The organism is Streptomyces pinistramenti (genome assembly GCF_020564935.1).
Lineage (GTDB): Bacteria > Actinomycetota > Actinomycetes > Streptomycetales > Streptomycetaceae > Streptomyces > Streptomyces pinistramenti.
Window position 1 is genome coordinate 18,815 of sequence record NZ_JAJCXB010000034.1, and the last position, 24,884, is coordinate 43,698.

21 protein-coding genes and 1 pseudogene are annotated in these 24,884 nt (G+C 70.3%); 15 read left to right on the plus strand and 7 right to left on the minus strand.

All coding sequences use genetic code 11. The annotated features are described in order from the left end of the window. Positions 1-241 precede the first annotated feature (241 nt). Together LIU39_RS22015 and LIU39_RS22020 are read left to right on the plus strand one after the other, a co-directional pair. Positions 242-976 carry a MerR family transcriptional regulator gene (locus LIU39_RS22015; protein ID WP_227048550.1) on the plus strand — a complete coding sequence of 245 codons (735 nt, stop codon included), beginning with the start codon at positions 242-244 and terminating at the stop codon, positions 974-976. Then, entirely contained in the window at positions 973-1,815 is an 843-nt protein-coding gene (locus LIU39_RS22020) for a hypothetical protein (protein WP_227048551.1), read from the plus strand. Before LIU39_RS22015 ends, LIU39_RS22020 begins: the two co-directional genes overlap by 4 nt. A gap of 312 nt (positions 1,816-2,127) precedes the next feature. Here LIU39_RS22020 and LIU39_RS35775 read toward each other — a convergent pair. After that, a pseudogene (locus LIU39_RS35775) lies at positions 2,128-2,215 on the minus strand (helix-turn-helix domain-containing protein); the annotation flags it as partial. A 433-nt stretch (positions 2,216-2,648) separates the two neighbouring features. Between LIU39_RS35775 and LIU39_RS22025 the strand changes: the two are divergent. The 6 genes from LIU39_RS22025 (at position 2,649) to LIU39_RS22050 (ending at position 10,417) form a co-directional block, all read left to right on the plus strand. Beyond that, positions 2,649-2,855, plus strand: a complete 207-nt coding sequence (locus tag LIU39_RS22025; protein WP_227048552.1) for a hypothetical protein — start codon at positions 2,649-2,651, stop codon at positions 2,853-2,855. A gap of 718 nt (positions 2,856-3,573) precedes the next feature. Beyond that, the gene (locus LIU39_RS22030) at positions 3,574-5,676 is read left to right on the plus strand and encodes an alkyl/aryl-sulfatase (RefSeq protein WP_227048553.1); all 2,103 of its coding nucleotides are present in this window, start codon (positions 3,574-3,576) and stop codon (positions 5,674-5,676) included. A 225-nt stretch (positions 5,677-5,901) separates the two neighbouring features. Beyond that, positions 5,902-6,789, plus strand: coding sequence for a LysR family transcriptional regulator (locus LIU39_RS22035; RefSeq protein WP_227048554.1), 888 nt, complete (start codon positions 5,902-5,904; stop codon positions 6,787-6,789). Between the two features lie 69 nt (positions 6,790-6,858). Beyond that, positions 6,859-7,914, plus strand: a complete 1,056-nt coding sequence (locus LIU39_RS22040) for a tartrate dehydrogenase (protein WP_227048555.1) — start codon at positions 6,859-6,861, stop codon at positions 7,912-7,914. A 183-nt stretch (positions 7,915-8,097) separates the two neighbouring features. Further along, positions 8,098-9,471 carry a C4-dicarboxylate transporter DctA gene (gene dctA / locus LIU39_RS22045; protein ID WP_227048556.1) on the plus strand — a complete coding sequence of 458 codons (1,374 nt, stop codon included), beginning with the start codon at positions 8,098-8,100 and terminating at the stop codon, positions 9,469-9,471. Between the two features lie 529 nt (positions 9,472-10,000). After that, entirely contained in the window at positions 10,001-10,417 is a 417-nt protein-coding gene (locus LIU39_RS22050; RefSeq protein ID WP_227048557.1) for an ArsR/SmtB family transcription factor, read from the plus strand. 58 nt (positions 10,418-10,475) lie between these two features. Here LIU39_RS22050 and LIU39_RS22055 read toward each other — a convergent pair whose 3' ends face one another. Both LIU39_RS22055 and LIU39_RS22060 read right to left on the minus strand, forming a co-directional pair. After that, positions 10,476-11,900: an ABC transporter ATP-binding protein gene (locus LIU39_RS22055; protein WP_227048558.1), complete on the minus strand. Its 1,425-nt coding sequence runs from the start codon at positions 11,898-11,900 to the stop codon at positions 10,476-10,478. A 38-nt stretch (positions 11,901-11,938) separates the two neighbouring features. After that, positions 11,939-13,621 (minus strand): ABC transporter permease, encoded by a 1,683-nt coding sequence (locus LIU39_RS22060; protein WP_227048559.1) that lies wholly within the window; start codon positions 13,619-13,621, stop codon positions 11,939-11,941. Positions 13,622-14,287: 666 nt separating this feature from the next. Here LIU39_RS22060 and LIU39_RS22065 point away from each other — a divergent pair. From LIU39_RS22065 to LIU39_RS22080, 4 genes are all read left to right on the plus strand, one after another. After that, entirely contained in the window at positions 14,288-15,016 is a 729-nt protein-coding gene (locus tag LIU39_RS22065) for an MgtC/SapB family protein (RefSeq protein WP_227048560.1), read from the plus strand. Then, positions 15,013-15,273, plus strand: coding sequence for a hypothetical protein (locus tag LIU39_RS22070; protein WP_227048561.1), 261 nt, complete (start codon positions 15,013-15,015; stop codon positions 15,271-15,273). The genes LIU39_RS22065 and LIU39_RS22070 overlap by 4 nt, the downstream gene beginning before the upstream one ends. 679 nt (positions 15,274-15,952) lie before the next feature. Then, positions 15,953-16,957: a LacI family DNA-binding transcriptional regulator gene (locus tag LIU39_RS22075; RefSeq protein ID WP_227048562.1), complete on the plus strand. Its 1,005-nt coding sequence runs from the start codon at positions 15,953-15,955 to the stop codon at positions 16,955-16,957. A 122-nt stretch (positions 16,958-17,079) separates the two neighbouring features. Continuing rightward, on the plus strand, positions 17,080-18,510 hold the full coding sequence (locus LIU39_RS22080; protein WP_227048563.1) for a GntP family permease: 1,431 nt from the start codon (positions 17,080-17,082) through the stop codon (positions 18,508-18,510). Positions 18,511-18,836: 326 nt separating this feature from the next. Here LIU39_RS22080 and LIU39_RS22085 read toward each other — a convergent pair whose 3' ends face one another. From LIU39_RS22085 to LIU39_RS22095, 3 genes are all read right to left on the minus strand, one after another. After that, positions 18,837-19,163: an AMP-binding protein gene (locus LIU39_RS22085; RefSeq protein WP_227048564.1), complete on the minus strand. Its 327-nt coding sequence runs from the start codon at positions 19,161-19,163 to the stop codon at positions 18,837-18,839. 465 nt (positions 19,164-19,628) lie between these two features. Next, a complete protein-coding gene (locus tag LIU39_RS22090; RefSeq protein ID WP_227048565.1) occupies positions 19,629-19,898 on the minus strand; it encodes a hypothetical protein in 270 nt (89 codons plus the stop codon). A gap of 443 nt (positions 19,899-20,341) precedes the next feature. Then, a complete protein-coding gene (locus LIU39_RS22095; RefSeq protein ID WP_227048592.1) occupies positions 20,342-20,716 on the minus strand; it encodes a cupin domain-containing protein in 375 nt (124 codons plus the stop codon). Positions 20,717-20,783: 67 nt separating this feature from the next. Between LIU39_RS22095 and LIU39_RS22100 the strand changes: the two genes are divergently transcribed. After that, complete coding sequence (locus tag LIU39_RS22100; RefSeq protein ID WP_227048566.1) at positions 20,784-21,224, plus strand: MarR family winged helix-turn-helix transcriptional regulator; 441 nt, start codon at positions 20,784-20,786, stop codon at positions 21,222-21,224. Between the two features lie 639 nt (positions 21,225-21,863). On the opposite strand, the gene LIU39_RS22105 is transcribed toward LIU39_RS22100, so the two are convergent. Further along, positions 21,864-22,490, minus strand: coding sequence for a TetR/AcrR family transcriptional regulator (locus LIU39_RS22105; RefSeq protein WP_227048567.1), 627 nt, complete (start codon positions 22,488-22,490; stop codon positions 21,864-21,866). 128 nt (positions 22,491-22,618) lie between these two features. On the opposite strand from LIU39_RS22105, the gene LIU39_RS22110 reads away from it, so the two are divergent. Both LIU39_RS22110 and LIU39_RS22115 read left to right on the plus strand, forming a co-directional pair. Then, positions 22,619-24,070 (plus strand): amidase, encoded by a 1,452-nt coding sequence (locus tag LIU39_RS22110; protein ID WP_227048568.1) that lies wholly within the window; start codon positions 22,619-22,621, stop codon positions 24,068-24,070. A 370-nt stretch (positions 24,071-24,440) separates the two neighbouring features. Continuing rightward, a complete protein-coding gene (locus LIU39_RS22115) occupies positions 24,441-24,875 on the plus strand; it encodes a hypothetical protein (protein WP_227048569.1) in 435 nt (144 codons plus the stop codon). Positions 24,876-24,884: the final 9 nt, after the last annotated feature.

Consider the following 24,884-nt stretch of genomic DNA (forward strand, 5'->3'; position numbering starts at 1 on the left):
CGCTTCCCCCTTGCTGAGGGCCGAAGCTCCCGGCGGTCCGTCTTCTGTGACACCGTCCCTGCGGACCACCCCGGGTGGCTGCTATCCATCACCCTGCCTCGTGGAGCCCAGCCCTTCCTCGGCGGAATTGGGGGATTCCGGCGCGGCCGACCCGCCTGTGCCGTTCTGCGTCCGGCCAGGCGGCCCAGGGCCGGACCGACGTCCTTGACCTTCACGCAGCGGCAAGGTTTCTACTGAGGACATGCGTATCGGAGAGATCGCCGCGCTCGTCGGGCTCACCACCCGGGCGATCCGGCACTACCACCATGTCGGGCTGCTCCCGGAGCCGCAGCGGCGGCCCAACGGATACCGGGCCTACAGCGTCCGCGACGCCGTCCTGCTCGCCCGGGTTCGCCGGCTCACCGAACTCGGCCTCAGTCTCGACGAGGTGCGCGATGCCCTCGCGGACGACGCCGGGCGCGAACTGGCCGACGTCCTGGAGGGACTCGACGCGGACCTGGCGCGTCAGGAAGCCGCCATCCGGGAGCGCCGCCGCCGGCTCGCCGCCCTGCTCGCGGAGCCGCCCGGCGAGACCGGACCCGTCTCGCCCGCCCTCGCCGCGCTGCTGGCGCGGGCCCCGGAGACGGATTCGCCGAGCGCGGCGATGGACCGCGAGTACCTCGCGCTGCTCGACGTCTCCGGCACCGGCGGGCGGGAGATCTACGGGGTGCTCGGGCCGCTGGCCGCCGATCCCGCGATGCTCACGCTGTACGAGCGCATCGACGCGCTCGCCGAGGCCCCCGCCGACGATCCGCGGATCGCACCCCTGGTCGCGGATCTGGTGGCGGCCGTCCCCGACGAGGTGTTCGCCGCGGTCCCCGCCGACGGGGTGGCCGTGGCCGGTTTCAGGGAGGCGCTGCTCGCCGAGTGGGCCCCCGCGCAGGCGGAGGTCGTACGTCGGCTCATGGAGGCGTTCGAGGAGAGGGGCCGAGGATGAGCGGCGGCGGGGCGAGGCGCGTACGGGTGGCACGGATCGCGGTGACCACCGTCCTGCCGGCGGAACTGGCCCTGGCTCTCTGCCTGGTCGCCGGAGTCCGGCCGTCCGGATGGGCGCTGGCGGGCGCCGAGGCGCTGGTGCTCGCGGTGCTGCTGCTGGAGGCATGGGTACTGCGCTCGCTGTACGCCGCCGCGCGCGCCCGCGGCGCGGACCGCCGGTCGGCGCGGCGGGCGGCCGTCCGGCAGGTGGTGCCGCGGGCGATCCGCCGCCTGACGCTCAACGAGCTGCGCGCGGCCGCCTCCCTGGGGCGGTGGGCCCTGCGCAGCAAGCACGGGGTGTGCCCCGGGGACCTCGCCGCCGGCTACACCGGACCCCAGACGGTGATGCTGTACGGGCTGCTCTTCGTATCAGTGATCGAGACGGTCGGCCTGGCCGTCCTCATTCCCTGGCCGACGATCCACCGGGTGGCCTTGGTGCTCGACCTGTACGGCGTCCTGCTCGTGCTCGCTCTGCACGCCGCCTGCGTCACCCGGCCGCACGTCGTGCGCCCCGACGGCTCGTTGAGGATCCGGTACGGGGCCCTCTTCGACCTCGCCGTACCGCCCGACGCGGTCGCCTCGGTCCGGGTCGACCGACGCTACCCCGAGGGCCGTCTGGTCACCCTCTCCGACGACGGAGTGCTCGACCTGATCGTGGGCAGCCAGACCTCGGTGACCCTGGAACTGAACCGGCCGCTCCCCTTCACCCGCCCCCTGGGCGCACGCGGAGAGGCCCGCACGATCCGCTTCCACGCCGACGACCCGCGCGCACTGGTCGACGCGCTCCGGCAGCCCGCCTGACCACGCGGATGGCCCCGACCGCTCAGGCGGGGACAGCACCTTCGCTGCGCCTGGCTCCGCCTCCGCCGGCCGGAGTTGACGCGGCCGACCATTGCCAGGGCCCTGCGGGGCAGCGGCGGCTCGGCACTCCGCCCCCTCCCGCGTCGGTCGCACCGGACACCCCGGGCGCGGACACCTGCGTCGGGTACGCGCGCTGCTGGCCCCTCGGCCGGGAACTCGACTCGTAGCTGGACACGTTCACCAAGCACGGCTTCCCGCGAGAGAAGGCCGTCAGCGAGAAGATCCGCACCCGCATCCGCATCCGGGTCCGCCCAGTGACTTCGGCGATCTTTGCCACGGGCATGGCTCGTGCCGACAACGGCACCATCTGGGAACGCCGCCGGGTCACCACCGACCCGGTAGCGAACGTTGCCTGATACGGCACTGGGTGGCGGGCGCCGTCACCGCAGTCGGCGACGGCATTGATGCATAGCGGACCGGCTGACAGGCGGGGGATGCACCGGCACGGGCGGCGGATACGTCGAACAGGCCATCGGCCCCAGTCCGGTCCTTTCCCTTCCCGTGAATCTGTCAGCCGTCGACGCGGTAACGCTCGGCAGCTCCTCAGCCATAGCCCACTACAGGCTCGCACCTGCCCAATTCGCTCCCGGCCAGGCGGTCTTGGTACACGGCGCGGCCGACAGCATCGGAATCACGGCGATCCAGCCCGCGGCCGGCCGTGGTGCCGCAGCGGTGGCGGTCACCACGTTGTCGGCCGAACGCGGCGAGCCCTGCGCCGGCTTGGCGCGCCCCACGTATGGGACCGCTCCGGCAGCGGCGGAGAGGACGCTCCCGTGAGCTATGACGTCATCATGGACATCGTCGCCGGCGACGACCCGCCGTCGTTCTTCGAAAGGCTCAACCCGAACGGCTACATGGTTGCCGTCGGCGCCGTCGCAGGCCGGCCACCAGCGGACTTCGGCACGAAGATGCTGACGGCTGCGTTCCTGCGGAAGCCGATGTCCTTCGCCGCCTTCCGCAGCCACCGTCACCGAAGCTGACCAACGTGCCGTGCGGAGGGCAAAGTTCGCTTCCGTGAGCCGCGGTGAAATCAGGACGGTGGTACACGAGCTGCTGCCTCTGGAACAAGCCGTGCCGGCACACCCAAAGATGGATGCCGGTGAGGTGATTCGGCAGGTTCGTGCCGGCGCCGTAGCCCCCGGGCTCTCTTTCTGTGTGGCCAACCAAAACGCCGGTCGGTCCGGCGGGTTCGTTGGTCGAGGGCGCCTGATCAGGAAGGTCCGGCAGTCAGCCGAGGAAGTCGACGTGGTCGATCAGGCCGTTGCGGACCCGGTAGGCGACCAGCACGCGGAGAGGGTCGTCCGTGATGCCGCGGGCGATCTCGTGGTCCACCACCCAGTCGCCCTCGGTGAGTCGGCCGACGATCTCGGCCCGGCAGCGGCCCTTGGCGAATCGGGTGAAGTGGTCCCGAGTGAAGTTCGCCGGGATCCGCCCAGGCGCGAATGGTCTGACACGACGGGCCCGGGGACGTGTATGCCGGTGTGCTCCGACCAGTGGTGTCACCGGCAGGTGGGCGGTGTCCGTCCGGCCGCCGCGATCCGATTCTTCAGGCTCCACTCGCGCGGCGCTTTGAGGCAATGGTGGGCAGTGTCTGGCTTGTTCTACCGCCTTGATTCCCTTTGATGCCCTTCCCTACCTTCGGCCTTGCCCAACGTACTCGGACGCGGACGGTCCGCGTCCGGTCAGGGAGGTTTTCGCGTGCCCGCATTCATCGAGCCGTCGTCATCGATCGCCGAAGCAAACGGTGCGGCGCGAGCGGCGCTGTCGTTCAGCGACAGCGCCGACTTCGCCGACGCGTCCCGGTTCCAGCTGGCGGCGCCGGACCGGCCGTACATTCCGTCGCGCACCGATCCCGAGCGCGTGGTGTGGAGCTTCGACGACTACGACTTCCTCGACTCGTCGCTGCAGGAGGGCTTCCCGACGGTCAACCCCAGCCTGCAGCGCCAGGGACAGCTCACCCGCATCGCGGGGCTGTTCCACGTCGTCGATGACGTCTACCAGGTGCGTGGCTACGACCTGTCGAACATGACGATCATCAAGGGGCAGTCGGGGCTCGTGATCATCGACCCGCTTGCCTCACGCGAGACGGCGCACTACGCGCTCCAGCTGTACCGGGACGCCACCGGGGACCAGAGTCCGGTCAGCGCCGTGCTCTACACCCACAGCCACGTCGACCACTTCGGTGGTGTGCGCGGCCTGTTCGGTCTTGAGGGCGACGATGTCCCTGACATCCCGTTCATCGCCCCGGACGGCTTCCTGGAACACGCCGTCAGCGAGAACATCTACGCCGGCCCTGCGATGGCACGGCGCGCCGCCTTCATGTACGCGGCGGCGCTGGACAAGAGCCCGGAGGGGCAGGTCGGCTCGGGCCTTGGCCTGACCGTCTCCACCGGCGAGGTCACGCTCATCCCGCCGAACCAGATCATCAGCGCGGCGACCGCCACCCCGCGCGAGCAGTGGCAGGCCGAGGACGTCATCCCCTGGCGCTCCGGCCTCACGCGCATCGTCGTGGACGGCGTCCGCCTCGTCTTCCAGCTCACGCCCGGCACCGAAGCGCCCGCGGAGATGAACATCTACCTCCCCGGCCATCGGGCCCTGTGCATGGCGGAGAACTCCACCCACACCCTGCACAACCTGCTCACCTTGCGCGGCGCCCAGGTGCGCGACCCGCACGCCTGGTCGACGTACCTCACCGAGGCGATCCAGACCTTCGCCGGGCACTCCGATGTCGAGTTCGCCTCCCACCACTGGCCCACCTGGGGCAAAGACAACATCGTCGAACTGCTCAGCAACCAGCGGGACGTGTACGCCTACCTCAACGACCAGACCCTGCGCCTCATCAACACCGGTGCCACCGGCATCGAGGCGGCCGAGGACTTCGAACTGCCCGAATCGCTCGCGGCCCACTGGTACAACCGCGGCTACTACGGCTCGGTCAACCACGACGTCAAGGCCGTCTACCAGCGGTACATCGGCTGGTTCGACGGCAACCCGGCGCACCTGTGGAACTACCCGCCCACCGAAGCGGGGCGGCGCTACGTCGATGCCATCGGCGGCGTGGAACAGCTCCTCGCCAAGGCGCAGGGCGCTTACGAGGGCGGCGACTACCGGTGGGTGGTCGAACTGGTCAACCACGCGATCTTTGCACCCGGCGTCCCCGACGAGTCCCTTGTCAAGGCCAAGGAGCTGCAGGCCCAGGCCCTGACCCAGCTCGGCTACGGCGCCGAGAACGGCACCTGGCGCAACTTCTTCCTCACCGGTGCCAAGGAAATCGTCGTCGGGCCCACCGGCACGCCGAGCCAGGCCGGGCTCGACCTGGTCCAGAGCCTCAGCCTGGAACAGGTCTTCGACACCCTCGCGCAGGCCATCGACGGCCCGAAGGCCGCACGTGATCAGCTCCAGCCGATCGCCCTGCTATGGCACGTGACCGAGCCGCAACAACAGGCAGCCACCACCACGCTGCGCAACGGCACCCTGATCCATCTGTCGGGCGTGGACCTGCTGGCCCCCAAACCGCAGGCCGTCATCACCCTCACCCGGAACACCCTCAACAAGACGCTGATCAAGGCGGCCATGCCCGGCGGATCCCTGAAGGACGCCTTCCAGGCCGGCGTGAGCGACGGCGAGATCTCCGTTTCCGGCGACGATCCCACGGCCCCTGCGACGGTGTTCGGCTACGTGACCAAGCCCGACACCAACTTCGCCATCGTCACCCATGACCACGTGAACCCAATGACCCTGGCCCCCCGCGAAGAGGGCCAGGGGCATTCGCAGCTCCCCCCGGGACGTGTCCCGCCATGACGGCGTCGCCGAACCATTTCGACCGAGACGGCCCAGCGCGTCCGCATCGGCCGGGCCACCTCAGCTGAATCGACCACTGATCCGGTGTCCCGGCCCCTCTGGTCGACACAGTTCAGGGGCATTGCCGCGAACCAGACCATCTGAGACAGGACAGCGCCGAGCGCCGTAGTTGCCACACCCCTGAGCCGCGACGCGGTAGTCGGCGGCCGCCGCGAGGATGGGGGCATGGATGTTCGTCAGCTGGAGTACTTTCTCGCGATTGTGGATCACGGTGGATTCAACCGGGCGGCGGCGGCCCTTTACCTGTCGCAGCCTTCGCTGTCCCAGGCTGTGCAGGCGTTGGAGCGGGATCTGGGCAGCAGTCTGTTCCACCGGATCGGTCGCCGGGCCGTGCTGACCGAGGCAGGTGCGGCGTTGATCGAACCTGCACGCGCGGCCGTGCGCAGCCTGGAGACGGCCCGCGCCGGCGTCGCTGCCGTGCACGAACTCCGTGCAGGACGACTGGACATCGGCGCCATGCCGTCTCAGGCGGTGGAGCCGCTGACCACGATGATCCGTGGCTTCAGCGGCCGGTATCCCGGCGTGTCGGTGAACATCCGGGCCACGTTCACCTCACGCGATGTCATCGACATGGTGCGCACCGGCGCTGCCGAACTGGGTCTCCTCGCGACATCCGGTCCCGTTACCGACAAGGAGGTGCTCTCGCATGCCGTGGGTGAGCAGCGTTTCGTGCTGGTCACTCCGCCCGACGGACCGTTCCCGGGGGACCGGGCGGTTTCCTGCGAGGAGCTGGCCGGACAGCGGCTGATCGTGGGACAGCGGGGCACCGGGATGCGTGCGTATGTGGACGGGCTGCGCGAGCGGGGGATCGGCTGCACCATCGCGGCGGAGACCGAACACCGGGTGGCGATCCTGCCCCTGGTGCTCGCCGGGGTCGGGCTCGCTGTGGTCACGGAGTCCTGGCGCACGATGGCCGAGCGCGCCGGCGCGCTGGTCCTGGACATCGAGCCGAGAGTGACGCTGCAGATCGCCCTGGTCAGCCGTCGCGCTGAGCAGTCGCCGGCCGCACGGGCCTTCCTGAACTGCGCGCTTGCCGCCATGGAGCGTTCATAGGCACGGCTTATAAGGCAGATCGGCAGAGCGTCTTGGACGGCTCCGTGTCCTGATTGCTGCAATCAGGACATGACCCACCACCCCATCGCACTCATCCCCGGCGACGGCATCGGAGCCGAAGTCCTGCCGCCCGCCCGGCAGGTTCTCGACGCCGTCGGCGCCCGCCACGGCTTCGGTTTCTCGTACACCTCCTACGACTGGTCGTGCGAGCGGTATGTCCGCGAGGGCGCGATGATGCCCGATGACGGGCTCGACCGGCTGCGGGACAAGGAGGCCATCCTGCTCGGCGCGGTCGGCTACCCGGGAGTGCCCGACCACGTCTCCCTGTGGGGACTGCTGATTCCGATCCGGCGGAGCTTTCGCCAGTACGTCAACCTCCGCCCGATCCGCGTCTTCGAGGGCGTCGACAGCCCGCTGCGAGCTGCCGCACCGGGAGAGGTCGACTTCGTCGTCGTCCGCGAGAACGTCGAGGGCGAGTACAGCGAGATCGGCGGCCGGCTGAACCAGGGCTTCCCGGAGGAAATGGCCGTGCAGGAAGCCGTGTTCACCCGCGCCGGAGTGACCCGCGTCCTCGACTACGCCTTCGAGCTGGCCGCGCGGCGCGGTGGAAGGCTCACCTCGGCCACCAAGTCCAACGGCATCGTGCACACCCTGCCGTTCTGGGACGAACTGGTCGCCGAGCGCGGCGCGGACCACCCGCAGGTGACCTGGGACCAGGAGCACATCGACGCGCTGGCCGCCAAGTTCGTCCTCGACCCGGCCCGCTTCGACGTGGTGGTCGCCTCCAACCTCTTCGGCGACATCCTCAGCGATCTGGCCGCCGCCGTGGCCGGCTCCATCGGGATCGCACCGGCCGCCAACCTCAACCCGGAGCGCGCATTCCCCTCGATGTTCGAGCCGGTCCACGGCTCGGCCCCCGACATCGCGGGCCGCGGCATCGCCAACCCGCTCGGGGCGATCTGGTCGGCCGCCATGATGCTCGACCACCTCGGCCACGGCGAGGCGGCCAACGACGTCACCGTCGCCATCGCCACGGTGCTCGCCAAGACCGACCTGCGCACCCCCGACCTCGGCGGCACCGCCACCACGGCCGAGTTCACCGAGAAGCTCCTCGAACTGCTCTGACACCGCGCGCGGCCGGGGCGGCACGGACGACCTGCCCCGGCCGCCCCCGCAGAACAGCCGTCCCGCGCAGGCCCCCCCGTATCCGTTCCGTCCGCCACCGAGCCGCGTCTCCCCACCGGCCCCGCCCCGGCAGGCCGCATCGCGTCCCGGCTGCATCCACGTTCCTCGACGAGGAGAAACGCCATGGCAGCAATCGCGTCCGCCACCCGCAGCACGCTTCCTGCCGCACCGCCGTCCAAGTCCTGGTACAGACAGCTGTACTGCTGGGTCCTGGCCGCGATCGTCGCCGGCATCCTGACCGGCTGGCTCCGGCCCTCCGTGGGCGTCGCCCTCGAACCGGTCGGCACCACCTTCGTCTCCGCCGTCAAAATGCTGATCACGCCGATCGTCTTCCTGACGATCGTTGCCGGCATCGGCGGTGTCGACAGTCTGCGCCGCGTCGGCAGGGTCGGCCTGAAATCCCTCGTCTACTTCCAGGCAGGGACGCTGGCCGCGCTCGCTGTCGGACTGATCGCGGTCAACCTGTTCCAGCCCGGCGCCGGGGTCCACGCCCACCCCGGCGACCTCCACCTGTCCGGCGACGCCGCTCAGTACGTCGCGGACGGCGAGCACCAGAGCCGGTGGCACTTCCTCACCGGCATCGTGCCCGCCAGCGCGGTCGGAGCGTTTGCCGACGGCAACATCCTCCAAGTCATCCTCCTCGCCGTCCTGTTCGGCGTCGCACTGAAAGCCGTGGGGCCTGTGGGCGCGCCTCTCGTCGACGGCATCAACCGGCTGAGCACGGTCGTCTTCAAGATCCTTCACTACGTCATGCTCGCCGCCCCGGTCGGTGCCTTCGGCGCCATGGCCTACACCATCGGCACATACGGCATCTCGACCCTCACCAGCCTCGGCCGACTCATCGGCCTCTTCTACGGCACGTCCCTGTTCTTCGTCGTCGTCATCCTCGGCGGTGTCCTCGCCCTGCTGAGAATCAACGTCTTCCGGCTGCTGCGCTACCTGCGCGAGGAATTCCTCATCGTCCTCGGCACCTCGTCCTCCGAGAGCGTCCTGCCCCGCGTCATGACCAAACTCGAAGGACTGGGCGTACGACGCGACATCGTCGGCCTGACCGTGCCGACCGGATACTCCTTCAACCTCGACGGCAGCGCCATCTACCTCTCCCTGGCCGCCGTCTACATCGCCCAGGCCACCGATACCCCCCTCCCCATCGGCCGGCAACTCGGCCTGCTCGCCGTCATGATCCTCACCTCCAAGGGCTCCGGAGGCGTCACCGGCGCCGGCTTCATCGCCCTGGCCGCCACCCTCTCCACCGTCGGCACCGTCCCCGCCGCAGGCATCATGCTCATCTTCGGCATCGACAAGTTCATGTCCGAATGCCGCGCCCTGACCAACCTCGCGGGCAACAGCGTCGCCACCCTCGTCGTCGCCCGCTGGGAACGCGTCCTGGACACCGCACGCGTCAACCGCGTCCTGCACACCGGAACCCCCGAGCCCGCCCCGGAAGCGGAACAGCCCCAGCACGCCGACGCCACCCCTGCCCTCACCCGAACATGACCGCGCGACGCCTCCACGCCTCGCACCTCGACGTCCCGGGGCGCAATCTGCGTGTGGTCTCGACCGCGCCTGCGGCCTCGTCCGGGGTGCTCCGGAAGACGTCGAGTCCACGGGCACCCGCGCGCCGTTGTCCAGCGTGACCGTCGGGTTCTTGCCGGTCATGGCGGGCGGGGCGCGTTGTGCCCGCGCGCCGGTCGGGCCCCAGGGAACGGGCATTCGCCATGCAAGGGGAGCCGGCTCCGACGCGGGAGTCTGCGCGGTGAGGGGTACCGGCAGAGCGGCGACCGGGAGGTAGTGGCCGGCGATGGCGTGCGGGGCGCCCTCGACGGCCGGCGGGTGCAGGTTGGCCGGCGGAGGTTCGCTGTGTGCGGTAGGCGTGGCACGTTGCTGTCCGGAGGTCGTGGATCATCCTCGCGGTGGGACGCCTTCGGCGGTCGACGGCTATGTGGCAGGCCGGTGGCCTGGTCCTTGTGGACGTCTCCTTCGGCGGGCTCGGCGGGATTCGCGTATGGCCGGTTAACATATTTGCATGGGTGTGCAAGTTATGTCATGGGATTCGGCCGGTGCCGACCGTGCGGTCGCGGTGCTCAAGGCGGTGGCCGACCCGTCGCGCTACCGGCTGCTGTGGGCGCTGACGCAGCGGGAGCTGCCGGTGAGTGCGCTGGCGGAGTTGCTGGGTGCGCATGTGGCGGCGACCTCGCAGCACCTGGCGAAGCTGCGGACGGCGGGGCTGGTGGACTCCCGTCGTGAGGGGACGCGGATCTACTACCGGGCGGGGGAACGCGTGCGCGGTCTGCTGGAGGAGGCGACGCTGGTCGCGAACGCCGCCCAGGGGGAGGGCGGTGGACCTGCCGCGGCGTCGCCGGAGACTGCCGTCGTCGCGCAGGAGCGGACCGCGCGCTCGGCCCGGACGGCGCGAGTCCGCCGGCCGGCGACCGAGCACTAGGCCGTGTCCGATGGCTCGCCGTGGCGTCGCGGCGAGCCGTCGGACGCGCCCTGGCTCATCAGGTGGCCTGGCCCGCCCCGTTGTCGAGGCGGTACTCCTGTGGGTCGGCGTCGTAGGAGTAGAGCTCGGCGTAGCGGCCCCAGTCGGTGGCGGTTTCCAGCTGCTGGGTGACCTGTTCGCTGGTGTAGTGGTGGGCGAGGACGTCGCGGAAGAAGCCGGCGCGCAGGGTGCTGTCGGGGTTCTGGTGCAGGCTGCTGGTGATCAGTTTGACGAGCGGGACGTTCATGGTGGCCGTGGCGAAGATGGTCTTGGACTGCTGGACGTCGGCGCCGGCGAAGGTGGTGCCGCGGTCGGTGAGGACCAGATCGTCGTCGCTGATCTTGGCGAAGCCGAGCAGGTCGAGGGCGTCGACGAGGGGCAGGACGTCGTCGACTTCCAGGCCGAGGTCGTCGGCGAGGTCGGCGAGGTCGCAGCGGCCGCCGCGGTGGGCGACCATCTCGGCGAGGCCGGACAGGCCGTCGACGCTGGCGGTGGGCAGCGGGGTGTTGGCGGGAGTGCGCTTGTCGAGGTCGGTGCCTTCGGGGCGGCCGGGGATGCGGGTTTCCTTGGTGCGGCCGGTCATGATCCGGTAGACGCGGTCGATGAGCTCTTCGAAGGCGGGCGCGTTGCGGTCGCGGGGGCGGTCGAGGCCGACCTCGATGGTTTCGCGGATGGTGCCGTAGGGGCGCGAGCCGAGGACGACGATCCGGTCGGCCATCAGGACGGCTTCCTCGATGTTGTGGGTGACCAGGACGATGGCGCGGGTGGGGAACTGGCCCGACTCCCACAGCTCCATCAGCTCGCCGCGCAGGTTCTCGGCGGTCAGCACGTCGAGGGCGGAGAAGGGCTCGTCCATCATCAGGACGTCGGGCTCGACGACGAGGGCGCGGGCGAAGCCGACGCGCTGGCGCATCCCGCCGGAGAGCTCCTTGGGGTAGGCGGATTCGAAGCCGTCGAGTCCGATCAGGTCGATGGCCTGCCGAGCGGCATCGGAGCGCTGGTCGGCGGGTACGGCGCGGGCCTCCAGGCCGAGTTCGACGTTCTGCTGGACGGTGAGCCAGGGCAGCAGGGCGAAGGTCTGGAAGACCATGGCGGTGCCGGGGTTGGCGCCGGTCAGAGGCGTGTCGCGGTAGGAGACGGTGCCGGAGCTGGGCGGTACGAGGCCGGCCAGGCAGCGCAGCAGGGTGGATTTGCCGGAGCCGGACTTGCCGAGCAGGGCGACGACTTCGCCGGCGCGGACCTTCAGGTCGATGCCGCCCAGGACGGGCAGTTCGCTGTCGGCGCCCGCGTAGGTCTTGGTCAGGCCGACGGTCTCCAGGAGGACGTCGCCGTCGGCGGCGCGCGGGGGCTTGGCGGACAGGCTGACCGGGGCCTCTCCCGGCCGGGCGAAGCCGAGAGCTTGGGGGAGGGCGGCGCGCAGGTTGCGCAGGGTGTTCAGCACCATGGCGGGCTCCGGAAGATGCGTAGAGAAGTTCAGAAAGTTCAGAGGGCGTAGCGGGTGTCGGCGAGGCGGTACAGGCGGCGCCAGACGAGGCGGTTGAGGCCGACGACGTACAGGCTCATCACCGCCACACCTGCGAGGAGGTGGGGGAAGTCGCCCGCGGCGGTGGCCTTGGCGATGTAGGCGCCGAGGCCGGTGGCGGTCAGGGTGGTGCCGCCGAAGGTGACGACCTCGGCGACGATGGAGGCGTTCCAGGCGCCGCCGGAGGCGGTGATGCCGCCGGTGACGTAGGAGGGGAAGATCCCGGGGAGGATCAGCCGCTTCCAGCGCTGCCGGCCGCGTACGCCCAGATCGTCCATGGCCTCGCGCAGGTCGCTGGGGATGGACATGGCTCCGGCGATGGTGTTGAAGAGGATGTACCACTGGGCGCCGAGCGCCATCAGCAGGATGCCGCCGACGTTGATGGACAGGCCGGTCTTCAGGAAGAACCAGACGGCCAGCGGGAAGAGGAAGTTGGCGGGGAAACTGGCCAGGACCTGGACGACCGGCTGGGCGATCCGCGTCAGCCGCGGTGAGAAGCCGATCTTCACGCCGATCGGCACCCAGATGACCGTCGCGACGACGACGAGGACGACGACGCGGGCGAGGGTGGCAAGCCCCAGCAGCAGCGGCTCACCGAAGACGCCCAGGCCCGTCCGGTCGAGGAGGTAGTGGCCGAGGTCGATCAGGCCCCACAGGATCAGTCCGCCCGCGACGACCGCGAAGGCGATGTCGCCGGTGCGCTTGCGGCCCGGGTCGACGGCCAGCGGCCGGTCGTCGGTGCCGAAGATCCGGCCGGCAGTGCTCAGCGCGCGGCCGACGGGACGCAGCAGACTGCCCAGCAGATGCGGCCAGTTGGAGCGGCGCAGGAAGCCGAGGACGACGGAGCGCTGGACCTCGCTGGCCTCGGACTGCTCGTTCTTGAACTTCTCGGCCCAGGCGGTCAGCGGCCGCCAGAAGAAGAAGTTCACGCCGATGACCATCACGGCCATGGTGAGGATGGCCCAGCCGACCTTGGCGAGGTCGCCGTCGGCGATGGCGGCACCGGCGTAGGAGCCGACGCCGGGCAGCGCGTAGTCCTTGTTGTTGACGCTGATGGCCTCGGACGCGACGAGGAAGAACCAGCCGCCGCCGAAGCTCATCATGCCGTTCCAGACCAGCCCGATCATCCCGGACGGCAGCTCGACCTTCCAGAACCGCATCCACCTGGTGAACCTGAACGACCGTGACAGCTCGTCGAGTTCGCGTGGCAGGGAGGTGAGTGAGTAGTAGAAACCGAAGGTCATGTTCCACGCCTGCGAGGTGAAGATCGCGAAGATCGACGCGCACTCCAGGCCCAGCATCGAGCCGGGGAACAGGGCGATGAATCCGGTCACCGCGACGGTCAGGAAGCCGAGTACCGGCACCGACTGCAGGATGTCCAGCGCCGGGATCAAGATCCGCTCCAGGCGGCGGCTCTTGGCGGCGGCGTAGGCGTAGGCGAAGGTGAAGACGGTGGAGAGGGCGAGCGCGACGAACATCCGCAGCAGCGAGCGCGCCGCGTCGTACGGCAGCCGGCCGGGGCTGGTGTCCACCGTGACCGACTGGCCGGGGGAGAAGCGGACGGTCGTGCCCTGGCCGACCCTCAGGACGAGATAGAACATCACCAGCACGGCCGCGGCGACCACCACGTCCACCCAGGTCATACGGGACAGGCGACCGGCGAACCGGGAGGGGAGCGAGGCCCGCGATGCGGCGGGACTCGTTGTACGGAACGACATCACAAGAACCTCCGGCCACACTCTGGACGCAGCGGGCACCGGGACGCGAGCGCGCACGCCGGGCCACGCCGGCCCGGCGTGGAGAGAACAGGCAGGAAAAGGGATGACCGCCGCAGGCCGGACTTCGAGGTCCGCACGGCGGCGCCCACGGAACGGCTCGGTCAACCGGCCGGGGCGGGTCGGAGAGGTCGGAGACTGCCGGTGAGGCAGCGCGGACTGGGAGGGTCTTCGCCCATGGCTGCCTCCTCCAGTGATGCGGCGCGTTCGGTACGGCAGCGGCCCGGCTCGCACGGCGTGACGGGTGGCCTGCCGCAGGAAAGTCTGCCGTTTATTGCGTCGATACGCAAATATCGCCCTCGGTCCTCCATCAACTAGTTGCGCCTATGCGCAAGTACGGCGTTAGACTTCAAGGGAGAACTCAGGGGAGCCGGAGAGGAGGCGGGAAAGATGGATCGCAGTCACAGTAGGCCGGGCCGCCGCCGGCCCTGCATCCCTCTGTCCACGCACCCTCCCGGACCGCGGTAGCCACCACCTTCTTGCGCCGCGCTCCCTGGCTCGCGCCCTGCCGAAGCGGGGCGGGAGGAGGTCTCCATGACCGACCTGACGACCTTCGACTTCGCGCTCCGGCTCGCCGTGGGCATCGGATGCGGCGCACTGATCGGCGTCGAGCGGCAATGGCGCGCCCGGATGGCAGGGCTGCGCACCAACGCGCTCGTCGCCGCAGGCGCCACCCTCTTCGTCCTCTACAGCGTCGCGGTCGGCGACGACAGCAGCCCCACCCGTGTCGCCTCCTACGTGGTCTCCGGCATCGGATTCCTCGGCGGCGGCGTCATCCTGCGCGACGGCGCCTCCGTACGCGGCCTCAACACCGCCGCCACGCTGTGGTGTTCGGCCGCCGCCGGCGTACTGTCCGCCTCCGGCCGCCTGGACCTGGCCGTCATCGGCACCTGCGCGGTGGTCGCCGTCCACCTGCTGCTGCGCCCCGCCGGGCGGCTGATCGACCGGGTGCCCCAGCGCGACCCCGACAACGAAGGCATCCGCGCCACCGTCCACCTGGTGTGCGACCGCAGCGAAGAGACCCACATCCGCGCCCTGCTGCTCCAGGCCCTCACCGGCAGCGGCCTCACCCCCACCGGCCTGCGGGTGCGGCGCGAGATCGACGACACGACCGGCCTGCAGACCGTCGTCGCCGTCACCGGCAACCCCGCCCTGGCCCTGGAGCAGCCCATCGCCCGCCTGTCCCTCGAACCCGGCATCCGTGACCTGCACTGGCACCTGGACGCCACACCTTTGGAAGCCGAACGGGAGGCCGTGGCATGAACGACCAAGACCTGCGCCCGGAGCGACGCGCCGTACGGCTCGCCGCCCGCCGCCTCGCCGACGAAACCCCCGCCCTCACCGCAGCCTCCGCCGACGCCCTGCGCGCCGGCCTCGCCGCCCGGGTCGACACCCTGCGCCAGGCCGCGCTCGCCGCCTCCCACGCAGGCGTCCCTCCGCTCGTCATAGCCCACGACTCCCACCTGCCGGCGAAGACCGTACGGGAATGGATAGCGGCCGAGTGCTACGTGCACCCCTGAAGCAACTCCCGTCGTATCGGCGGCAGATGGGGCCGCGAAGTTGCCGACAGTGATGGCACGAATTCCCGGCCGGCGCACGTGATTGTCAGAGGCAGCTGCAACGATGATGTGCATGACTGCCAAGAGATGTGACCGCTGCGACCTGTTCATCGGGGAAGGCTGCGGCTGCCCAACAGACGGATCGGTTCCGCGTACCGGTGCCACAGCGGCTTCTGCCCGGACCGGGCGACAGCTTGTCGTTCCTCCCGACAGAATCCTGATCTCTCCACACGGCGTGGCCCACCTTCCGCAGGAGTGCAACCACCACCCGGAACAGAGCCACCGAGAGGCCGGGTGGGGCTGGATTCCGCAGCCACCGGCGGGCCTGTGGGAGGAGATCTGCCCGACACGTCCCGCGCAGGCCACCGAGGGGAATACCGCGCTCCGCGCCGACCGACGCTGCGGCAGCTGCCTGTCGTAGCCGGGATCGGGGCGTGATCCTGTGCGGCGCCCTTCCGATTGCCGCGGGTGCTGTCGATGCTGCTCGGGGGCCGAGAGGGAGTGACGTGGCGTACGCGTCGACTGCTCCGCAGCCGGGACCGGAGTCGGCGACGGCTTCGGCGACGCCCCGTTAGAGTCGCGCCCGTGGGGTAGCGTGGCGTACCGGAATCGGTTTCGGAACGTCGTGGAGGATGCGCCGATGAGGCGAGTGACGCTTGCCGACGTGGCCCGCGCCGCGGGTGTCGCGAAGGCCACCGCCTCGCGCGCGCTGTCCGCGGACAACCGGGAGGTCGGCGCGGCGACCCGGGCCCGGATCCAGGAGATCGCCGGCGAGATGGGGTACCGGCCGAGCCGGGTGGCGCAGGCGTTGCGCACGGGCCGCTTCCGGCTGATCGTGCTGGCCGTGCCGGCGGGCGAACCGGGCTGGGCCGAGGTGCTGTCCGGCGCGATGGCCGAAGCGGAGCGCCGGGGCTACCACGTGCTCGTCCGGCCGATCGAGGCGGACGGCTCGCTGCCGTCGCAGGATGCGGCCGAACTGCCCGTCGACGGCCTGGTGTTGGTCGGCCCGGGGCGGGTTTCGTGGGGCGAGGAGAGGCCCAGGCCGGCCGTCGTGGTGGATGAGGACCTGATCGATCCGGACGCGACGATCGTCCGCACCGCCAACTGGAACGCCGGCCACCAGGCCGGCCGCCACCTGATGCGGCAGGGACGTAACTCGGTCGTGGTGCTGGTACCGGAGGACGGTGCCGGCGGCGCGCGGGCGCGGGCGGCCGGCTGCCAGTCCGCCTTCGCCGAAGCCGGACGTGAACTCTCGGCCGACCGGATCCTGCCCGTCGGCGCCGATCCGCGCGAGGCGGTGGACGCGGCGATCGGCCGTGGCCTGCGCTTCGACGGGATCTTCGGCTGCACCGACCGGATCACCGTGGCCTCGCTCGGCTCGCTGCGCCGGGCGGGGTGGCGGGTGCCGGAGGACGTGGCGGTGGTGTGCTTCGGCGATGAGCGGGTCGCCGGGCTGGCCGATCCGCCGCTGACCGTGATTCCGCGGCCGGCTGCCGGGCTCGGCGCGCGGGCTGTCCAGTTGCTGGCGCGTGCGATCGAGGGCGCATCGGAGCCGCCCGAGGTGCACGAACTGCCGACACGCCTGCTGGTCGCGGCCTCGTCCGGCCGCCACGAGGACGAGTCACGCGAGTCAGCGCACGCTTGACCCCGGCCTCCATGCCTTGGCCTCCGCGGCCTGCCCCACACCTTGACCTCCACCCTCGTGTCCGCCACACTTCCGGAACGTTCCGGAACCGGTTCCGGGCCCTGAGTTCAGGAGGTCCTGCGGTGGCAACGTCGACACCGGGGCTGATAGCCGTCCTCGTCGGTTCGGTCGCCCTGCTCGTGGTGCTGATCAACTCGCGGCTGCGGCTGCATCCGTTCATCGCGCTGCTCGTGGTGGCCATCGGCGCCGGGCTGGTCGCGGGCGAACCTGTCGCCACGATCGCCAAGTCCGTCGAGACAGGTGCCGGCGGCATTCTCGGCAACGTCGGCATCACGCTCGCGCTGGGTGCGATGCTGGGCCGTCTGCTGGCCGACTCCAGTGCCACGGACGTGATCGCCGGCGCGGTGGTCCGCCGTTCGACACCGCGCACGCTGCCGTGGCTGATGACCGCCGCGGCGTTCGTCATCGGCATCCCGATGTTCTTCGAGGTAGGGCTCATCCTGCTGCTGCCGCTGGTGTTCAGCGTCGCGGAGCGGATGCGGCAACTCGGCCACACGCGCCATTCGCCCTACACGATGCTGGTGATCCCCACCATCGCCGCCCTGGCCACCTTGCACGGCATGGTCCCGCCGCACCCCGGACCGCTGACCGCGGTCGCCGGGCTGCACGCCGACCTGGGCAAGACGATCGTGCTCGGCCTGGTGTGCGCAGTGCCGACGGTCATCCTCGCCGGACCCGTGTTCGCCACCTGGATGGCCCCGCGCATCGACGTGCGTCCCGAGCCCGCCATGGTCGAGCAGTTCGTGCGGCAGCGCGCCGAGAACGGCAGGCCGACGCCGACCGGCGGGGGAGCGCCGTCCGGCGACGGTCCCGGAGCGGAGCGCCGACCGGTGCCGGTCGGATGGGCGGTCACCTGCATCCTGATCCCGGTGGCGCTGATGCTGGTCCGCACCATCGCGGAGATCGCGCTGCCCGAGGGAAGCCAACTGCTGCACATGGCACTGCTGGTGGGCGAGCCCACGATCGCGATGCTGATCGGCTTCCTGGTCGCGCTGCTCGCGCTCGCGCTGCTGCGCGGCAGACCGGGGGAGACCGTCCGATGGTCCATCACGGAGAGCGTCAAAGCGGTGGTCGGCATCCTGCTCATCATCGGCGCGGGCGGTTCCTTCAACCAGGTGCTTGAGGACTCCGGCATCAGCCACGCCATCGCCTCGGCCGCCGGCGGCGCGCAGGTGAACGTCATAGTGCTGGCCTGGCTGCTGGCGCTGCTGCTGTCCGCGTCCACCGGATCGGCCACCGTGGGGATCGTCTCCTCGACCGGCATCGTCGCCCCACTGGTGACCGCGGCCGGAACCTGGCACACCTCACTGGTCGTGTTGGCCATCGGCGCCGGATCGATCGGCCTCAACTACGTCAACCACGCCGGATTCTGGTTGGTGAAAGAGTCGTTCGGGATGTCCATGGGGCAGGCGACGAAGATCCACACCACCACACAGACACTGGTCAGCCTGCTGGGACTGGGCATGACGCTGCTGCTTTCCGTGTTCCTGTGACGCGGAACCGGCGGGGCGGTGCCCACCGGCAGCGACAGCAGCAGGCCACGAATTTCCCAGGTGCTGCTGCCGAGTTGAGCTGCTCGTAGAACCCTTCGCCCGCGAGAGCCGCAACACCCTGGAAGCGTCTTCCGCGTTCCCCGTTCCGTAGGGCATGTGGTTATCCACCCGATCAGGCGCGGCACCGTTCCGGCTTCCGGGCCGGGGAAGGCCGCGCGGCCCATCGCCCGCCGAGTCGGCCTGGGGAGGAGACGGCCTGGACGCGAAAGAGAGCCGTCCGGGCGGGTGGACGTCGCCAACTCCTCTGCCCTACGGCTTCCTTCACCTCACTGCTCGACCCAGGTGCCTGTCGCGCACCGCGCCATCAGCGGCCAACCACGGGACGCCTTCCGGCAGTACAGCGACTGTCGCGCCGGCGGTGAGGACGAGGGCGGAATTCGCGTCGTTGAGCATGTAGGCGATGCGGCCGGGTGGGCCGGGTCGATCGGCACGTACGCGGCCCCCGTCTTGACCACCGCGAGCAACGCGGCAACCAGATCGGCGGAACGCTCCGTCATCACCCCGACGCGTTCCTCGGGGCCCGCCCCGCGGGACAGCAGCAGTCGGGCCAGCCGGTTCGCCCGCTCTAAGTTTGGCGTTGTTGTCCAGGCCATACCGAGTGGGCCTTGCAGGCAGGGCACCTCGGATGACGAAGTCCCTGTGTAGCCGGGCCGTGGTTCCGACGGCGCCGCGGCGTGGCCTCGCTCGGTCCGCGCAGGCTGCTGGAAACCCGGCCCGGCGTGCGGCCGGCCGGTGTCCCTCCGTGCGCCTGCGTGAGGAGGTGGCGCAGTAACTGTGGGCGGTGTCCGAGGAGCTGGCGGGCGTGCACTTCCCGGTCCGTCGGATCCCGCTGAACTTGGTGCGGGCAACGGCGTCGTGAGCCCCGGCAGCCTTACCCGACAAGGGTCGGGTGCCCACGGTTCCCGTCCTGTCGGGGACGGGCCGCGGACGCCGGCCCACACACCCGAACGTCCCCGGGTGCCAGCCCTTGCTCGGGGCCATCGTGCCGAACCGCAGTTCAGAACGTTCCTGCGGGTGGTCTGGCCCGGCTGCGACCGTCAATCGTCTCGTGCGGGGAGTCACGGGCAACTGCGCGCCGTGCGCGGCCCGGTGGACGTGGTGCCCGTGTCCGGACGGCAGCGTGCGCGGACGGCCGGGGTTCCGTCGTACGGGGCGCCGCAGAGGTCGAACGGCGGGATCTCGTCGGGCTCGTCCTCGGTGTGCGGGTGCTCGCCCAGGATCTCGACGAGGGTGTCCAGGGCGTCCTGGATCGCGAGGTGTTCAGGGCCGGTGACGTCCGGGCGCAGTCGCGGGCTGTTGGCGCGGGGCACGGTCCGGCCCTTCGGCATCGTGCTCCGCGCCAGGGTGCCCGCTCGGTGTGCACGGTGATGTGCTCGCCGACCCGCGCCAGGGTGAGCGAGGTGGCGCCGGCCACGTCCTGGTCCTTGATCGTGTTCAGGAGGTGCTCGCGGGTGCGGTCGGCCGGCTGCCGGTTGATCCGGCCGTCGGCCGCGACCTCGTGCGCCTGCCGCAGCGCCGTACGCAGCCGGGCGGCGCCAGGTCCTGGGGCACCTCCTCGTGCTCCCATTCCTGGACCGTGGCGTCGTCCGGCAGATTGGCGATCTGCGGCGGGGTGGAATTCGGCGCCCAGAGGCGGTGCGGGCGAGCGGGTCGGCGCGCATGGTGAGCGTCACAACCCGGCGGCCCGGCGCTCCGAACGGGGCCTGTGGATCGGCTGCCGGCGCCTCGACGCGCGCTTCGTCACGTACCGAAAAGCTCTCCGGCCTCCGCCCTAGTTGGCCCAGGGCGGGGTGAGGGTGCTGCCGTCGGCCATCGTGGCGCTGAGGCCGGCGCGTGTGGTCACCCACATCTGTGCCGGCTTGTCGGTGGTGTTGGCCACTGCCAGGGCGGAGCCTGCTGGAGCCACTGCCGCGTCGCCGTCGTTGAGTTCGGCGGTTTCGCCGTTGATGGTGAGCTGGAGTCGGCCGGACAGGATGTAGAACGCTTCCTCGTGGCTGATCACGTGTGCGGGGGTCACGGTTCCTGCCGGGATCTCGGCGCGCCAGGCTGCGAGGTCCCGGCTGCCTGTGGCCGGAATGACGTAGGAGGTGAAGCGGGCGCCGTGGATGTCGTGGACGACGGCCTCGTTACTGCGGATGAAGGGCATGCCAGCCTCCATGTAGACAAGTTGCTTGTCCATGTAGACAAGCAGCTTGACCAGTTATAGTCAAGCCATGGATGACGCCCTGACCTTCTCCGCGCTCGTGCTCGCGCTCTCCGGACGTTTGGTGCAGGAGATCCACGCTCAGGTGTCCCGGCAGGGTTTCGAGGACCTGCGGCCCGCGCACGGCTTCGCCTTCGCCCGCATCTCCTTCGGCGGCGCCACCACGGCCGACCTGGCCGAGCACCTGGGCGTGACCAAGCAGGCCGCCGCCCAACTCGTGGAGGAACTGGTCCGCAAGGGGTACGTGGTGCGCCGACCGCACCCGCGCGATGCCCGCGCCAGGCTCCTGGAGCTGACCGACGAGGGCTGGGCCGCCACCCGCGCCGCCGATCAGGCAGCCAGGGAAGCCGTCGCACCATGGCGAGAGGAACTGGGCGAGGCACGCTTCCAAGAGCTCGTCGCCGACCTGACCCGACTCGCACCACAAGGGCCGATCCGCCCCGCCTGGTGAACGAGTACGCCACACGCGCGCCCCAGGCCACGCCCGCCGATAGCGCCATGGCGCCTCCGCCGTCGAGGCAACTGACCTCCCCGCGGCGTGGGTTGCCGCCTGGGACCGGTGGGGACTTGCCGGGTAATGAGCAGGGCGCGGTGTCCATGGTCGTTCGATGCGCGTAGTGCGGCATCGGCGGCTGGGGGTTCCTGAAAATGTGGAGAGTGCTGCTGGCGGGCAGGGGTGTGAGGGCGGCGAAAGGGAGGCGCGCAGGCCCCAGGTGGCCGCGAACCCTCACCGTCGGCTGTCGTAAGTGAGCGCCTCATGCCGGAGCAGCCGTCGCGCGGGACGAGGCTGGCCTTGCCGGGTTGCGACGAGGCGGTCCGCCTCGGTGTCCCGTCGGCCGACGGGTCGCTCACCCCGAGCGCTACGCCGCGGCAACCGGCAGCCGCCCTCCAACTCGCCCCGCGCGCCGACCTGATCGTCACCGTCACCGAAGCCGCCACCGGGTACGCCCGGCAGGGCTACGGTCCGCAGGGGCGCGTTGCTCATGAGCGAGCGGGGAGTCGGGCATCCGATACTCGGAGGCAAGCGTTCCGGTGGACTTGGGCGGACGCGTTCCCGGTTCTCGGTAGGGGAGGCGCGGGTGCGGGGCGGTCAGTCGGTCGTCGCCCGGGATGCGTCGAGGGGGGAGCGGTGCCGATCAATGATCCCCTCGATGATTCTCATCAGTCGAGCCCCCGCCTGATCGATGCTTCCGTTCTGCGTGCTGACCTGCGCGCCTTCGAGTGCGAAGGTGATCTCGGCCGCGACCTGCTCGGGGTCGGGCAGCCCGGCCTCGGTGCACATGCCGACCAGTCTGCGGGTCTGGTGAGCCTTGTGCTTCTCGATCACTTGCCGTGCGGGATGGGAGCGGTCGGGCAGCTCGGCGATGGAGTTGATGAACGGGCAGCCCCGGTGCGAGATCGCGGGCAGCCCCTCGGCGATGAAGCGGGCCAGGCCCAGGATCTGTTCCCTGGGCCGGCCGGGATACTCGGCCTCGACCCGGTCGAAGGCCGCCTGGTAGTCGGCGGCGACGATCCGCAGCCACTCCGTGACCAGTGCGTCCTTGGTTTCGAAGTGCCGGTAGATCGCCATTTTGGTGGTCTCGGCCCGCTCGGCGATTGCCTGGACGCCCACCCGCCGGATCCCCTCGCTTTGGAAGAGCTCTTCCGCCGCGTCGAGGATGCGCTCACGAGGCGGTAGTTTCGCCACCCTGCTCGGCCTTCTGGCGGTCGATGCCATGACTGCTCCGTGATCTCCGGTCCGTTGTGGGGCCTCTCACCCCCTGCTACGGTACCAGTCCGTTCCGCACGATACCGATGGGTATCGTTAGGCGCCGAACGGTATCGTTCTTTCCGCTGGGAGTGACAGTGAGAGTTACCGAATACGTGAGCTTCGACGGGGTCGGGCTCGCGGAGCTGGTGGCCAAAGGCGAGGTGACCCCCGCCGAACTGGAAGCAGCCGCACGTGAGGCCGCGCGGGCGGTCAATCCGCAGATCAACGCCATCGTGGAGACGTGGCCGGCCGACGACGAGCCCCACTCCGGCAGCACACCGCTGGCCGGAGTCCCTTTCCTGATCAAGGACCTCGGAGTCCCCATGGCCGGGAGGCGGATGGAGCTGGGCAGCCGTCTCGCCGTCGGCAACGTCGCCGGCGTCGACTCCTCCCTGATGCTGCGCTTCCGTCGCGCCGGCCTCGTGACGTTCGGACGTACCGCGACACCGGAGATGGCCTACAGCATCACGACGGAACCGGTGCTGTACGGCGCGACCCGCAACCCATGGAACCTGGAGCGTAGTGCGGGCGGATCCAGTGGAGGCGCGGGCGCGGCTGTCGCTGCCGGGGTGGTCCCGATCGCACACGCCACCGACGCCGCCGGCTCGCTCCGCATCCCCGCCGCCTATAACGGCCTCTTCGGGTTGAAGCCCACCCGTGGCCGGGTCTCCATGGGCCCCGATGTCGACGAAATCTTCAACGGCCTGGCCGTGCACGGCAGCGTCAGCCGCACAGTGCGCGACAGTGCGGCACTGCTCGACCAGATCCGCGGCCCGGAACCGGGCGACCCCTACTTCGCCCAGCAGCCGTATCGGCCCTACGCGGAGGAAGTCACCCGCCCCCCGGGCTCGTTGCGGATCGGTGTCCTCACCCAGGCATGGGGCGGGCGCCGCACCACCGCGCCAGTGGCCGACGCCCTCTCGCGCACCGTGCGCCTGCTCGCATCCCTCGGCCACCAGGTCGAGGAGGTCAAGGTCGGCCTCGGGGTCGACTGGGAGGAGTTCGTCCTGGCCAACGCCCGTCTGTTGACGGCGAATCTCACGGCCTCGGTCGATGAGCTGGCTGCCGCCTTCGACCGGCCCATCGACTCCTCGACCGTCGAGCCGGTGACCCTTGCCGGCTACCACTACGGGCAGCGGGTCAGTGGTGCCCAGTTCGTCACCGCTCTCGCGATCCGGAACCGGGTCGCCCGAAGCCTGGCACGGTACTTCGACGCTCACGACATACTGCTCACCCCGACCCTGCCGGAGCTTCCCATGCCCTTGGGCGCCTGTGACGAGGGCGCAGAGGCGCTGGACGGCCTTGGCTGGATCGATCGCGTCAACGACCGGTCGCCGTTCACCATGGCGTTCAACGTCGCGGGCACGCCCGCCATGTCCGTGCCGGTGGCGGCCGACGCCGAGACGGGGCTCCCGATCGGTATGCAGTTCGCTGCCGGTTACGGGCTCGAAGGCCGCCTCTTCCGCCTCGCTGGACAACTCGAACAGGCAAGCCCGTGGTCGGGCCGAACTCCCACGGTGTGGGCGGGGAACCATACGGGCCACTGAGGAGCGCCCCTGGAGAGCCGGGAGTTCACGGGCGAGGGCCGTGTACGGAGCGAAGGGGAGAGCCACGTCGTGCATGCCGCCGTCCCGGAACTCCCGGCTTCCGGACCCGCACAGCCACTTCGCGGCGCTCCGCCCCGCCGAGCATCGGCACCTGACTCTGTACGTGAAGAGCCGAGTGGCGGCTCTGGTCCACTTTCCTGTGGTCCGGTGATGCTCGGTCGGGCCAAGAGGGCTCGTCTGCGGAGGAGTTCGCACCCTGCGCGGCCGAACATCTGACGCTTGAGCATCTTGATCCGGTTGACATGGCCTCCATGGCGCCGGAGTTCCACGGTCATGCAAGGCCGGCGATGACGGCGTCGAGGTCGCGTTGGTGGAGGACCGCAGTCTGACGCCACGCGAAACCCCGACCGACGACGCCGGCCTTTCATGGGAAGCAGAGGTGAGCACCGCCACCACCGGTGCCGACTCGGCGCAGATGCTGTGCCTGATCTACGCCCGGCGCATGGGAGCCCTGGCCGTAGCGCTCGGCCCTGCCTTCGCCGAGGGGCTGCGGGCGCTGCGTCCGATCTCGTGCCGTCGGGCGGTCAGTCTGCTGCGGGCAACGGACGCTGATCGCCTCCAGCACGCCGATGCCGAAACGTGGGAGCGATGGCGGCAAGCAGCGGCTCCACGCCAAGAGGCCGGCGTGCACCATGAGGGCGATCGGGGCGGGCGGCCTACCGTCCGCGAAGGCGGTGAGTGGCGCGGGGATTTTGCCTGCCAAGGCGGCTGTCGATCTCTTCCCGATCAGTCTTTTTGCCGTTGACCGACCTCT